At 63.4% G+C, this 13,151-nt stretch carries 11 protein-coding genes; 9 read left to right on the forward strand and 2 right to left on the reverse strand.

Annotated elements, in window-relative coordinates; genetic code table 11:
• Positions 1-32 precede the first annotated feature (32 nt).
• The 4 genes from corA (at position 33) to DW352_RS24780 (ending at position 3,962) form a co-directional block, all read left to right on the forward strand.
• Entirely contained in the window at positions 33-1,004 is a 972-nt protein-coding gene (corA, locus tag DW352_RS24765) for a magnesium/cobalt transporter CorA (RefSeq protein WP_115694593.1), read from the forward strand.
• 142 nt (positions 1,005-1,146) lie between these two features.
• Positions 1,147-1,350, forward strand: coding sequence for a hypothetical protein (locus DW352_RS24770; protein ID WP_162827186.1), 204 nt, complete (start codon positions 1,147-1,149; stop codon positions 1,348-1,350).
• Positions 1,351-1,596: 246 nt separating this feature from the next.
• Positions 1,597-2,670, forward strand: coding sequence for a Rossmann-fold NAD(P)-binding domain-containing protein (locus tag DW352_RS24775; protein WP_115693835.1), 1,074 nt, complete (start codon positions 1,597-1,599; stop codon positions 2,668-2,670).
• Positions 2,671-3,035: 365 nt separating this feature from the next.
• Positions 3,036-3,962 (forward strand): TorF family putative porin, encoded by a 927-nt coding sequence (locus DW352_RS24780; RefSeq protein ID WP_115693836.1) that lies wholly within the window; start codon positions 3,036-3,038, stop codon positions 3,960-3,962.
• A gap of 163 nt (positions 3,963-4,125) precedes the next feature.
• Here DW352_RS24780 and DW352_RS24785 read toward each other — a convergent pair whose 3' ends face one another.
• Positions 4,126-5,871 (reverse strand): ABC transporter ATP-binding protein/permease, encoded by a 1,746-nt coding sequence (locus DW352_RS24785; protein ID WP_115693837.1) that lies wholly within the window; start codon positions 5,869-5,871, stop codon positions 4,126-4,128.
• Between the two features lie 318 nt (positions 5,872-6,189).
• On the opposite strand from DW352_RS24785, the gene DW352_RS24790 reads away from it, so the two are divergent.
• The 5 genes from DW352_RS24790 (at position 6,190) to DW352_RS24810 (ending at position 11,974) form a co-directional block, all read left to right on the forward strand.
• The gene (locus DW352_RS24790) at positions 6,190-7,329 is read left to right on the forward strand and encodes a TRAP transporter substrate-binding protein (protein ID WP_115693838.1); all 1,140 of its coding nucleotides are present in this window, start codon (positions 6,190-6,192) and stop codon (positions 7,327-7,329) included.
• 162 nt (positions 7,330-7,491) lie between these two features.
• Positions 7,492-8,160 (forward strand): TRAP transporter small permease subunit, encoded by a 669-nt coding sequence (locus tag DW352_RS24795; RefSeq protein WP_115693839.1) that lies wholly within the window; start codon positions 7,492-7,494, stop codon positions 8,158-8,160.
• Positions 8,157-9,905 (forward strand): TRAP transporter large permease, encoded by a 1,749-nt coding sequence (locus tag DW352_RS24800; RefSeq protein ID WP_115693840.1) that lies wholly within the window; start codon positions 8,157-8,159, stop codon positions 9,903-9,905. Before DW352_RS24795 ends, DW352_RS24800 begins: the two co-directional genes overlap by 4 nt.
• 58 nt (positions 9,906-9,963) lie before the next feature.
• Positions 9,964-11,289 (forward strand): amidase, encoded by a 1,326-nt coding sequence (locus DW352_RS24805; RefSeq protein WP_115693841.1) that lies wholly within the window; start codon positions 9,964-9,966, stop codon positions 11,287-11,289.
• A 232-nt stretch (positions 11,290-11,521) separates the two neighbouring features.
• Complete coding sequence (locus DW352_RS24810; protein ID WP_162827187.1) at positions 11,522-11,974, forward strand: META domain-containing protein; 453 nt, start codon at positions 11,522-11,524, stop codon at positions 11,972-11,974.
• On the opposite strand, the gene DW352_RS24815 is transcribed toward DW352_RS24810, so the two are convergent.
• On the reverse strand, positions 11,931-12,935 hold the full coding sequence (locus DW352_RS24815; protein WP_115693843.1) for a cation diffusion facilitator family transporter: 1,005 nt from the start codon (positions 12,933-12,935) through the stop codon (positions 11,931-11,933). The genes DW352_RS24810 and DW352_RS24815 overlap by 44 nt on opposite strands.
• Between the last annotated feature and the right edge of the window lie 216 nt (positions 12,936-13,151).

Here is a 13,151-nt window from a genome sequence, read left to right on the forward strand (position 1 = left end):
CCTATGCGCGTCGCCGCATCATCGGGTGAATGATGCTCTCGGTCTATGTCCCGCGCGGCCCGACGCTCGAACGTGTCTCGCTCGAACCCGGTACGCCGCCGCCGGAGGCGGCCGTGTGGATTGATCTGATCTCCCCGACCGTCCAAGAGGACAAGCTGGTCGAGCAATTGCTCGGCATCGCGGTACCGACGCGCGAAGAGATGCAGGAAATCGAGGTTTCGAGCCGCCTCTACGTCGAGAACGGCGCGCGTTATATGACGGCCACGCTGATGTGCCAGTCGGAGACCGCGTCGCCGAAGACCACGGCAGTCACCTTCATTCTGGCGGGGCACAGGCTGGCGACGGTGCGCTACGACGACCCGCGTCCTTTTGCGCTGGTCGAACACCGGCTGGCGCGCGCTTGCCCGCCAAAGGTTTCCGGTGACACGGTATTGTCCGATCTGCTGGATGCGGTGGTCGACCGCTCCGCCGATATTCTGGAGCGCATCGGCGCGGACGTCGACCAAATCTCGCACGCGATCTTCGAGCCGGAGGAACAGGGCGGGCGCGGCACTTACAACGACATCCTCAAGGCGCTCGGCCGCAAGGGCGATCTCACCTCGAAGGTGCGCGAAAGCCTGGTGTCCGTTGGTCGCGTCTTGTCGTTTCTCGCCAACGAAGCTGAGGGAATGAAGTGGCCGAAGGATGCGCGCACGCAGTTGCAGTCGATGCAGCGTGACGTGGTCTCGCTTTCCGACCATGCCACTTATCTCAGCGCCAAGGTGACGTTCCTGCTCGATGCCATGCTCGGCGTCGTCAATCTGCAGCAGAACAACATCATCAAGATCTTCTCGGTCGCCGCGGTGGTGTTCATGCCGCCGACGCTGGTCGCGTCGATCTACGGCATGAACTTCAAGTCCATGCCCGAGCTTCAATGGCACTTCGGCTATCCGATCGCGATCGGTATGATGATCTTAGCGGCGATCCTGCCGTATCTTTATTTTAAATGGCGTAAGTGGCTTTAGGCATCGGTTGCGCGGTGCAACGAATGCCGCGCGCCCCGCGCTGCTTTCAAGCCATCGTTTTTCGTCGAAACTGCGCCAGTTTGCAGAAGATGACGCTCCCTGAGGCGCGGAACCTTTGCGCCTGCCGTTGCATTCTTTGTTCATGAAGAAGCAGCGGATCATCGTCACCTGTCCGATCACCAACATTGCGGTGATTACCAGCCTGTCGTTCGATGACGTCGCCGCACCGCGGCAGCAGCCGATACTCTTCTCTTGTCCTTGCGGCGAAACGCATAAGCTCCAATTCGCCGGGCGCCATGCCGATCTCAACCGGCCGCGCCCGGGCGACCGGCAAGGCGCGGGATAGGGGGAGCGGCATAGACGTCCGTCGAGCGGCATGGCGTTTGCCGGCGCGACCGAGGCGGTTTGCCGCGCGCTTCGATCAATCCCTTCTATGGATTCATGTCGCTTTTGCGTTGCGATAACAGCATGTTGCTTGCTGCGCGCAATTGCATCGGTGCCCCGGTCCGCCTAGCATTGCCTCGCGCGGGAGGCCGTTTTAAGCAACGCGCTCGCCTTATTTTTCAAAGCAGTGACACGGAGCGACACAGCCATGCCGGCACCGAAAAAAATTCTTCTGATGGGAGCATCTTACGGTTCGCTGCTTGCATCCAAACTTTTATTCGGTGGACACAAGATTCATCTGGTCTGCTTGCCCGCGGAAGCGGACCTCATCAACGCCGAAGGCTTCAAGGTGACTCTGCCGGTGCGCGGCCGCAAAGAGCCGGTGCTGCTCGAATCGCGCAAGTTGCCGGGTGAAGTGACCGCCGGTCCGGCGACGGGCCTCAATCCGGCCGACTACGATCTCGTCGGTCTGTGCATGCAGGAGCCGCAATATCGCTCCGAAGGCGTGCGCCAGTTGCTCGACGCCGTCGGCAAATCGCGCGTGCCCTGCATGTCGATCATGAACATGCCGCCGCTGCCGTATATCAAGCGTATCCCCGGCCTCGACTACAAGGCGCTGGAAGCGGCCTATACCGATCCGCGCGTCTGGGATTCGGTCGATCCGAAGAAGATCACGCTCAACAGCCCGGATCCGCAGGCGATCCGCCCGCCAGACGGCAAGGCGAACGAGCTGCTGGTTACGCTGCCGACCAACTTCAAATGCGCCCGCTTCGAGGACGAGAAGGACACGCAGATCATCCGCGACCTCGAGAAGGACGTAGACGCGGCGCGCTTCGATACGCCGGAAGGCAAGATCGAGCTGCCGGTGAAGCTCAAGGCGTACGACTCGATCTGGGTGCCGCTCGCGAAGTGGGCGATGCTACTCGCCGGCAATTACCGCTGCATCACCAAGGACGGCATGCGGACCGCCCAGGAGGCCGTGCACTCCAACATCGAGGAGTCGCGTTCGGTCTATAACTTCGTGTTCGACCTCTGCGTGAAGCTGGGCGCCGACGCGAACGACCTCGTGCCGTTCGAGAAGTATGCGGCTGCCGCGCAGTCGCTGACCCGGCCGGCGTCGGCGGCGCGTGCGCTGCAGAATGGCGCGCCGAATATCGAGCGGGCGGACAAGCTGGTGCAGCTTATTGCCAAGCAGAAGGGCCTCAGCCATCCGGCGATCGACGCACAGGTCGCATTGGTCGATTCCCGGCTGGAGGCGAATCGGAAGAAGGCGGCGGCCTGACCGTCCGCACAGACCGACTCGGCCTCACTCAATCAAAAGCCGCGCCGGCAACGGCGCGGCTTTATGCTTATTCGTTTGAACTCAAACAATTTTTCTCACAGCCTTGCATCGTTCAAATGTGACAAAGACGCCACAGTCGTGGCTCTTCATGTCGACAACCGCCGTAAACGCCTAAAAAGTCAGCAACTGCTGATGTTTTCAGCTTGCCGCATTGCAGCCGTAGATGTGTAAATTTCGTGGTAATGCACGTCCTGTGGCGTACGGGTCGATCGCAGCCGGATCGTTAGAGACGGTTCTGTACGTCGGGGGGAGCGGGCGGAGTAAGTCGGCTGGAAGTCGATCGAACCAAAAAGGGGCAGGTGGAAATGAAAAAGCTAGTTTTGTCGGTTGTTGCGGCATGCGCAGTCTCTGCTGCCGCGCCCGCCCTTGCGGCGGATATGGCGGTGAAGGCCGTCAAGGCGCCGGTCGTCGCGGCGCCGAGCCCGTGGGACATCGCCTTCGGCTCCGCGATCATGAATGATTACATGTGGCGCGGTTACACGCAGTCGGCCCATCGGCCGTCGGTCGCTGCGTACTTCGAGCCGCGCTACAACATCACCGATACGCTGCAGCTGTACGCCGGCATGTCGGCCGAGAGCATCAAATTCCCGAACAAGGCTTCCGCCGAAGTCGACTTCTATGGCGGTATCCGCCCGACTGTCGGTCCGGTCGCCTTCGATATCGGCTTCTGGTACTACTACTATCCCGGCGGCGACAGCACCTACATCCAGAACGGCGCCATCACGCCGGCCTTCAAGAACGCGAGCTTCTACGAAGTCTACGGCAAGGCCACCTGGACCGTTAACGACCTCATCGCTCTCGGCGGCAACATCAACTACACGCCGAGCTACCTCGGCACCGGCGCGTGGGGCACCTACTATTCGGGCACGGCGAAGTTCACCGCGCCGGGCACTTGGTTCCCGAACGGCATCGGCGCCTACCTCTCGGGCGAAGTTGGCCGTCAGGAGCTCGGGACCACGGACGTGCTGAGCGTCGATGGTTTCGCGCCGGTCGCGGCGACGAAGCTGCCGAGCTACACGACCTGGAACGTCGGCGTCGGCTTCACCTGGAAGGTCTTCACCGTCGACCTGCGTTACTCGGACACGAACTTGTCGCGCAGCGACTGCGCCCTGCTCACCGGCGATCCGGGTGCTTCGCCGACCGGTGCTGGCGGCGCTCTCGAGTCGCGCTGGTGCGGTGCGACCTTCATCGCCAAGCTCTCGGCTGACCTCACGCTCGGCGCTCTGAAGTAAAGCGACTGCGCGATTGAGACGCTAAGTTTAGGGCGGCGGCTGGAAACAGCCGCCGCCCTTTGCATTGGTGCGGCGCCAATGGCCGCCGGCGTCGTATCGCTGGCGACCTGCCGCTCGGGATTGGCGCCGGCCATGCGGCTGGCCGGCCCGCTGCGGTGGCGGCTTACTCGGCTGGCGTGAGACTCTCGTCGCGCAACGCGAATTGGCTGCCGTCACGTGTGAAGCCCAGCCGCCGCTGGTGGAAGGCGACCAGCGTGCTGCGATGGCCGATCGACACGATGGTCGTCTGCGGCAACCGTTCCGTGAGGATGCGATAGACCGCGGCCTCCGAGGGCTCGTCGAGCGATGCGGTGGCTTCGTCGAGAAAGAGATAGTCCGGCACATATAGCAGCGCGCGCGCGATGCCGAGTCGCTGCTGCTCGCCGAGCGACAGCATGCGATTCCAATGCGCTTCCTCGTCGATTCGCTCGGCGAGTGCCGGTAAGCCGACAGCGGCGATGGCCGCCGCGACTTTCTCCGCGTCGAACTGGCCCGGCTCCGCGGGATAGGCAACGGCCTGCGCGAGCGGCGCGATCGGGAAGTAGGGCCGCTGCGGCAGGATCATCACCTTGGCGTTCTTGGGCACGTGGATGCGGCCTTGCCCGAATGGCCAGACGCCGGCCAGGGCGCGGAATAGCGTCGATTTGCCGGCGCCCGACGGCCCGCTCACCAGAACGCGCTCGCCTTGCTTGATGGAGATGTCATGCGCGTTCACCAGCGGCACGCCGCTCGGCAGCTTGACCGTCAGGTCTTCGAAGGCCACCACGCCGCCGTCGTCGGGCTTGACCGCGATCACCGGCGGCGTCTTCGCCACCGCGCGCGCGGCGGCCACCGACTGGTCGAAGCCGTTCAAGCGCTCGATCACCGCGCCCCATTCGGCGAGGCGCCGATAGGCGTCGACGAAGAACGACAGTGCGCCTTGCACGCTGCTGAAGGCGGAGGCGGTCTGCGTCAGGCCGCCCAGCTGCACCGCGCCGGCGAAATAAGCAGGGCTGATGACGATGATCGGAAAGACGGAGGCCACCTGGCCGTAACCGGCGGTGAGGAAGGTCAGCCGCTTGGTGCGCTTCATGATCGCCATCCAGTTGTCGACCAATTGACCGAAGCGTCCCAGCAGTTGGTCGCGCTCGGCCGGCTCGCCCTCGAGCAGCGCGATCTGTTCGGAATTCTCGCGTACGCGCACGAGGTTGAAACGGAAGTCGGCTTCGTAGCGCTGTTGCTGATAGTTCAGCGCGACCAGCGGACGGCCGATCCAATGGGTGAGCGCCGTGCCGAGAATGGCGTAGAGCAGAGCCGCCCAGAACAGGTAGCCGGGAATATTCCAGGCGACACCGAACAGATGTAACGGCGCGGTCGCCGATAAATTCCATAGGATCACGCCGAAAGAGCCGAGCGTCACCACTGAGTTCAACAGGCCGAGACCGAGTGGCAGGATGCCGCCGTCGATGAACAGGCGGATGTCCTCGGCGATGCGTTGATCGGGGTTATCGGCGGCGTCGCCGAGCAACTGCATCCGGTAATGGTTGGACCCGGCGAGCCAATGGTCGAGATAGGTGCGCGTCATCCAGCGCCGCCAGCGGATCTGCAGCCACTGGTTCAAGTAGAGCTGGTAGACGGCGACGATGATGAAGATGGTCGCCAGAACGCAGAAATAGCCGAGCTCGTAGACGAAGGAATCCCAATTGCGGTCCTGCAGCGCGTTGTAAAAGCGCGCGTTCCATTGGTTGAGCAGGACGTTGATCGCGACGATGCCCAGCTCGATGGCGATGATCGCCGCGAGCAGCAGGCGGGCGGGCCAGCGATCCTCCGACGAAAAGTAGGGACTGGCGATCCGCCAGACGGTGGCAAGGGTCGAAATCATGCGTCTCACGGGTCTCTCCTGCTGCCGCGCAACACGGCCGGTTAGTCGTCCAACGGCCGCGATACTTTGTCACGACGATGGCGTCTGCGTCCGATCCGGACCGGCGCTTCTTTCGCGGTCTCACACAATTTCGGCATCGCACATGCGGCTAGTCTGACGCGTTATCGCAGCCGGGCACGGACAGGGATACACGGATAGCGCTAGATTCGGGCTTGCCGCGTCTTAAAAATAAATACAGACTAACGTTCAAGGCGTCGGTGTTAGTGCTTAAAACTCCATAACAAAACCAAAAGACGCCGAAATCAAAGTCCCAAGGGAGGGCAATCAATGACCAAGGTAGGGAACACTACACGTGCGACTCGTCGCCGGTTTCTCGGCGGCGCCGCGGTCGCGGGCGTAGCCACGGTGGCGGGGCCGGCGGTCGTCAAGGCGCAGGGTCCGATCAGCATGCGCTGGCAGAGCACCTGGCCGTCGAAGGACATCTTCCACGAATTCGCGCTCGACTACGCCAAGAAGGTCAACGACATGACCGGCGGCGATCTCAAGATCGAGGTGCTGCCCGCCGGCGCGGTCGTGCCGGCCTTCGGCCTGCTCGACGGCGTGTCGAAAGGCGTGCTCGACGGTGGCCACGGCGTGCTCGTCTATCACTACGGCAAGCAGACCGCGCTCGCCCTGTGGGGCTCGGGGCCGGCCTTTGGCATGGACGCGAACATGCTGCTGTCCTGGCACAAATACGGCGGCGGCAAAGAGCTGTTGAGCGAGCTCTATTCGTCGATTGGCGCCAACGTCGTGTCGTTCCCCTATGGGCCGATGCCGACGCAGCCGCTCGGCTGGTTCAAGAAGCCGATCGCCAAAGCCGACGACATGAAGGGCCTCAAGTATCGCACCGTCGGCATTTCCATCGACGTGTTCACCGGCATGGGCGCGGCGGTGAACGCATTGCCCGGAGGCGAGATCGTCTCGGCGATGGACCGCGGCCTGCTCGACGCGGCGGAGTTCAACAACGCCTCGTCGGACAAGGCACTCGGCTTCGCCGACGTTTCGAAGGTCTGCATGCTGCAGAGCTTCCACCAGAACGCCGAGCAGTTCGAGATCATGTTCAACAAGGACAAGTACAACGCGCTGCCGGAGAAGATGCGGGCGATCATCGCCAACGCGGTCGATGCGGCGAGCGCCGACATGTCCTGGAAGGCCATCGATCGCTATTCGCAGGATTATGTCGAACTGCAGCAGAAGAACGGCGTGAAGTTCTACAAGACGCCGGATGCGATCCTCAAGCAGCAGATCGAGATCTACGACGACGTCGCCAAGAAGAAGGCGGCCGAGAATCCGCTGTTCAAGAAGATCCTGCAGTCGCAGCTCGCCTTCGCCGAACGGGCGGCGCGCTGGGAGCAGGACACGGTCGTCAACCGCCGCATGGCGTTCGACCACTACTTCGGCGCCAACGGCGCGGCGAAGAAGATTTAACGGCAATAACAAGCAGCAAGCACCATTCGGCCGCAAACCGAATGGTGTTTTGCTTGAAACGCAGCCGGACGCAGGGCGCAGGCTCGCGGTCCGGGACCTGGGGGTAGCCTTCACCGGCTGCGCGCGAATGCGCTGCGTTGAAGGCCGGAACGGCAGGACGCAATGCAAGCGCAGCGATTCCTACACGCGATCGACGGCATCAGCACGTGGGTCGGCAAGGCGGCGGCGTGGCTGATCATCATCTTGATGCTCGCGGTCTGTATCGAGGTGTTCAAGCGTTACATCATGAACATGCCGACGGCATGGATCTTCGATCTCACCAACATGCTGTACGGCACGTTGTTCATGCTGGCGGGCGCCTACACCTTGGCGCAGAACGCGCATGTGCGGGGCGACTTTCTCTACTCCTCGATGCGGCCGCGGACGCAGGCCGCCTTCGATCTCGTGCTCTACGTCGTGTTCTTCATTCCCGGCATTGCCGCGCTCATCTATGCCGGCGCCGATTATGCCGCGGACTCCTGGCGCATCGCCGAGCACTCGAACGTTACCGCTAACGGACCACCAGTCTATCATTTCAAGACGGTCATTCCGATCGCCGGCGCGCTGGTCATGCTGCAAGGCGTCGCCGAGATCGTGCGCGCGATCGTCTGCTTGAAGACGGGCGAATGGCCGAGCCGCCTGCACGACGTCGCCGAGATGGATGTGGTCGGCGAACAGCTCGCCAACAGCGAATATGTCGACGAGGAATCGCGCAAGACCGCGATCGAGAGGGCGCAGGAGATCGACGAGGTCGCCCGCCAGCGGGGCATGGGTGGAGACCTGAACAAATGAGCGATCCAGCACTCGGGCTCCTGATGCTGGGGCTCATCGTCGTCGTCATCATGCTCGGCTTCCCGACGGCCTTCACCCTGATGGGGCTCGGCATCGTCTTCGGCTTCATCGCTTTCTACGACCCGACGCACCTGTTCGCCGACAACAAGGTGTTCGAATTGATGGTTCAGCGCACCTACGGTGCGATGACCAACGACGTGCTCATATCCATCCCGCTCTTCGTCTTGATGGGCTACGTGATGGAGCGCGGCGCGCTGGTCGACAAGATGTTCTATTCGATCCAGCTCGCCTTCCGGAACGTGCCGGCTTCGCTCGCGGTGGCGACGCTCATCGTGTGCACCTTCTGGGGCATTGCCTCGGGCCTGGTCGGCGCGGTGGTGGTGCTGATGGGCGTCATCGCCTTCAATCCGATGCTGCGCGCCGGCTACGATGTGAAGCTCGCCTCCGGCGTCATCACGGCGGGCGGCACGCTCGGCATCCTCATTCCGCCATCGGTGATGATCATCGTCTACGCGGCGGTCGCCGGGCAGTCGGTGGTCAAGCTCTACGCGGCGGCGATGTTCCCCGGCTTTTTCCTGTCGCTGCTCTATCTCGTCTACATCGTCGGCTGGGCGATGCTGAATCCGAAGATCGCGCCGCCCTTGCCGCCGGAGCAGACGACGGTTCCGGTGCCGGACTGGATGCGCAAATTCCAGTCCGCGTATGGCGAGAACATGTTCGTCGGGCTGTTGAAGGCGCTGGGTGCGCCGGCGCGGGCCAAGACGCTCCGGACCGACAAAGGGCCGGTTACCTACGGCGCGCTCGTCAAGAACTTCGCCGCGTCGCTGGTGCCCTTCATCCTGACGGCGGGCACGCTCTATCTCGTGTGGTGGTACGTGGTCATCCATCCGCAGGTGGCGGTGGAAGCCGCGCCGGAGGGCCTCGAGCAGCTCGGCTCTGCGCCTGCGGCGGCGCCTTCTGCGCCCGTCGATCAGGGACCGGGAAGCAGCTTCTACTGGTGGTTTGCCGGCATCGCCTTGCTCTGCGCCGTGTGGCAGGTGCGCTACTACGCGCGGCTGAACGCCGATCGGTTGGAGGTGATCAAGCTCCTGTCGTCGTCGATCATGCCGCTCGGCATCCTCACCGTCGTCGTGCTGGCGGTGATCCTGTTCGGCATCACGACGGCGACGGAGTCGGCCGCGGTCGGCGCGGCGGGCGCCTTCCTGCTCGCCTTTCAGGCGCGAACGCTGGACTGGAAGCGGACCAAGGAGGCGGTGTTCCTCACCGCCAAGACGACGGCGATGGTGTGCTGGCTGTTCGTCGGCTCGGCATTGTTCTCCGGCGTCTTCGCCATTCTCGGCGGCCAGGCGCTGGTCGAGCACTGGGTCCTGTCGCTGAACCTGTCGCCGGTGCAGTTCATGATCCTGTCACAGGCCATCATCTTCGTTCTCGGCTGGCCGCTGGAATGGACCGAGATCATCGTGATCTTCGTGCCGATCTTCCTGCCGCTGCTCAAGCACTTCAACATCGACCCGATACTTTGGGGCACGTTGGTCTTCGTCAACTTGCAGGCGGCGTTCCTGTCGCCGCCGGTCGCCATGTCGGCGTTCTATCTCAAGGGTGTGGCGCCCAAGCATGTGACGTTGAACCAGATCTTCGCCGGCATGATGCCCTATATGCTGATCGTGATCGTCTGCATGGTCATCATGTATCTCTGGCCAGGTATGACTCTTTGGCTGCCGGCCTATCTCTACGGCGGCGGTTGATTAAAGGCGCGGCGATGGTGCTATCATCGCCGCGACTTCTCACCTGGAAACCAGTCCCTTGTCCTCATCCGATCTGATCGAACTCACGGCCGCCGAGGCCGCCGCCGACATTGCGCGTGGTGCCATCTCGGCGGAAGACCTGACCCGCGCATGCCTCGACCGCATCGCGGCCACCGAGCCCGACATTCAAGCCTTTGTCCACGTCGACGCGGACCATGCGTTGGCGCAAGCGCGGGCGCTCGACCGTCACAAGGCCGACGGCGGTCGGCTCGGCCCGCTGCACGGCGTACCGGTGGGCATCAAGGACATCTTCGATACGGCCGATTACCCGACCGAATGCGGCTCGCCGGTCATGGCCGGCCGCCGTCCGGAAGCCGACTCGACCATCGTCGCCAAGTTGCGCGAAGCGGGCGCTGTGATCCTCGGCAAGACGGTGACGACAGAGTTTGCTTACTTCCATCCCGGCAAGACGCGCAATCCACGCGATTTGACGCGCACACCCGGCGGCTCCTCGTCGGGCTCGGCCGCGGCGGTCGCGGCCGGCATGGTGCCGCTCGCCATCGGATCCCAGACCAACGGCTCGGTGATCCGTCCCGCCGCTTTCTGCGGCGTGTTCGGCATCAAGCCGACGCACGGCCTCATCTCGCGCGCCGGCGCGCTGACATTGTCGGGAAAGCTTGATCACGTCGGCGCCTTCGGCCGCTCGGTTGAGGACCTTGCTTTGATCCTCGACGTGCTCGCCGGCCACGATGCCGCCGATCCCGACAGCCGGGCCTATGCCGCGCCTGCTTTCCGCGCGGCGGCGGCGGAGGAGCCGCAGGTGCCGCCGCGCTACGCCTTCGTGCGCACGCCGATGTGGGACAAGGCCGATACCGAGGCGCAGGAGGCGATTGAAGAGCTGGCCGGCGCCGTCGGCGCCGAAGAAGCCGACCTGCCGGACGGCTTCGCCGGCGCGTGGGAAGCGCAGCGCGTCATCATGGCGGCCGACATGGCGCACAATCTTGGATCTTTCGCCGACGAAGGCCCGGTGAGCGAGAAGTTCGCCGCCTTGATCGCGGAAGGGCGTTCGGTCACCGCCGTGCAATATCTTGCGGCGCTGCGCGATGCCGAGCATTACGCGGAAGGCCTTTGGGGCATTTTCGAGCAACTCGCCGATGCGATCATCACACTATCGGCACCGGGCGTCGCACCGCTTGGACAGGACGCAACCGGCGATCCGGTGTTCTGTTCGCTATGGACCCTGGTCGGCTTTCCGGCGCTCAACCTTCCGCTGCTCATGAACGACGAAGACCTGCCGATCGGCGCGCAGCTCATCGGCGCACCGGGACGCGACGAGCGTCTGCTGCGCACCGCGAATGCGCTGATCGGGGCGATCAGCGATTAGGCTCTCGCCGCCACGCCGTTCTGGAACATGCCGAGGACGTTCGCTCCTCGGCATGTTCGTCTCCCGACGTGTGGCCACGATAGACTACGGCAGTGCCATGCAGCCGCGCTGTCCGCTGTTCGGTCGGCGATGGTGCTCAGACCTGCGTGAAATGCGGCTTGACTGAACTGGCGTCAGCTTGCATGTGCACCGTTCGAACGGTCGCGGCCGCGCCCGGTTTCCGGAGACCACCATGAAAACTTATCGCCTGTTCCATGGCAGTCCGGCTCTATGGCGAGCGGTTTGTTGTGCCGTTGCGCTGACTGTTCTCCTGCCGTTTTGCGCACATGCGGCCGACGAGTTTCCTTTCGAGCGGGAGCTCATTCTGGATGCGAAGCGGATGGGGCCGTCGAAGCGCTTTCCGATGTTGACCGTTGAGCAGAATGGCAACGCGGTCATCGATCTGTGGTGCAAGACCGTGCCGGGCCGCATCGAAATCACCGGTGGCGCGATCAAGATCGAGGCCGCGCCGCTGCCGGAAGAATTGCCAAGCATGATAGGGCCGGGCCAATGCACGCCTGAGCGTATGCAGGCGGATCAGGATCTGCTGACGGCGCTGACGCAAGTCACCGAGTGGCAAGGCAAGGGCGACACCGTCGTTCTTAGCGGTCCGGCGGCGCTTCGCTTCCACGCTTCAAGCCACTGAGATCGCCGAGAATCTTTCGGCGGCGGAGGAAGCGGCCGACGGACGGCATTTGCGGCTCGACCGGCTGCGGCCGGACGAAGACCGCGACCACGTCCGGCTGCGCCTCGTGAATGCGCCGCTCGAGCGTGTCGATGGTCGTCTCGATTTCGGGCGTCGTCAGCGCATCGTTGAATTCGAGCGCGAGCGCCACGACGATCTGGTCCGGTGCAAGATGCACGGTAAAGATGATGCGTACGCGCTCGACGCCGGGCGCGCCGCGGGCAATCGCGTAGACGGCCTCGCTTACGCGGCGGCTGGCCGGCTCGCCGATCAGCAGCCCTTTGCTTTCGCGCGCCAGCACCAGTGCGATGCCGCCGAGCAGAATGCTGATGCCGATCGACGCAACGCCGTCGAGAACCGGCATGTCGAAGGTCTGCGCCGCGAAGGTGCCGATGAAGGCGATGGCGAGGCCGATCAGGGCCGCGCTGTCCTCGAACAGGACGATGAAGGTCGGCGGGTCCTTGCTGCGGCGGACGGCTTCGAAATAGCCGACATCGCCCTTCATCTTGCTGAACTGGCGGAGCGCGATCCACCATGTGGCGCCTTCGAACAGCGCCGATAGCCCGAGGACGATATAGCTGACGTGCGGATCGACGATTTTGTGCGGATTGGCGATGTGCTGCACGCCTTCGTAGAAGGCGACGCCCGCGCCCGCGGTGAAGATGATGAGCGCGACGACGAAGCTCCAGAAGTAGAGCTCGCGGCCGTAGCCGAGCGGGTGCTGCTCGTCCGGCGGCAGATCGGCGCGGTGCAGGCCGTAGAGCAGCAGCAGTTGATTGCCGGTGTCGACCACCGAGTGGATGGCTTCGCTCAGCATCGCCGAGGAGCCGGTCCACCACGCAGCGACGAACTTGGTGAGGGTGACCAGCAGATTGCCGGCGAACGCCGCGTAAACGACGGTCTTTGAGTGCTTAGCGGCCATGGGCAACCAACGCGCAGAGCGGGTTCCGGTTTCTGTCGCGCGCAGCAAAAAGGCCGCCTCGCGGCGGCCTTTTCGTCGTTTCTGGAGACGGGCTTTGCTTAGAAGCCAATCGAAGTCGGGCTTGCCCGACTTCGATCACTCCTAGAGATGGGGTTCTCTTAGAAGCCAATCGAAGTCGGGCTTGCCCGACTTCGATCACTCCTAGAGATGGGCTTC

The sequence above is a fragment of the Pseudolabrys taiwanensis genome, from assembly GCF_003367395.1.
Taxonomy (GTDB): Bacteria; Pseudomonadota; Alphaproteobacteria; order Rhizobiales; family Xanthobacteraceae; genus Pseudolabrys; species Pseudolabrys taiwanensis.

What these genes read in the sequence shown, in the direction of transcription:
- DW352_RS24795 (WP_115693839.1), top strand. Translation starts at nt 7,492, where the DNA reads ATGCAAGCGCAGCGATTCCTACACGCGATCGACGGCATCAGCACGTGG.
- DW352_RS24790 (WP_115693838.1), top strand. Translation starts at nt 6,190, where the DNA reads ATGACCAAGGTAGGGAACACTACACGTGCGACTCGTCGCCGGTTTCTC.
- DW352_RS24810 (WP_162827187.1), top strand. Translation starts at nt 11,522, where the DNA reads ATGAAAACTTATCGCCTGTTCCATGGCAGTCCGGCTCTATGGCGAGCG.
- DW352_RS24770 (WP_162827186.1), top strand. Translation starts at nt 1,147, where the DNA reads ATGAAGAAGCAGCGGATCATCGTCACCTGTCCGATCACCAACATTGCG.
- DW352_RS24780 (WP_115693836.1), top strand. Translation starts at nt 3,036, where the DNA reads ATGAAAAAGCTAGTTTTGTCGGTTGTTGCGGCATGCGCAGTCTCTGCT.
- DW352_RS24800 (WP_115693840.1), top strand. Translation starts at nt 8,157, where the DNA reads ATGAGCGATCCAGCACTCGGGCTCCTGATGCTGGGGCTCATCGTCGTC.
- DW352_RS24815 (WP_115693843.1), bottom strand. Translation starts at nt 12,935, where the DNA reads ATGGCCGCTAAGCACTCAAAGACCGTCGTTTACGCGGCGTTCGCCGGC.
- corA (WP_115694593.1), top strand. Translation starts at nt 33, where the DNA reads ATGCTCTCGGTCTATGTCCCGCGCGGCCCGACGCTCGAACGTGTCTCG.
- DW352_RS24775 (WP_115693835.1), top strand. Translation starts at nt 1,597, where the DNA reads ATGCCGGCACCGAAAAAAATTCTTCTGATGGGAGCATCTTACGGTTCG.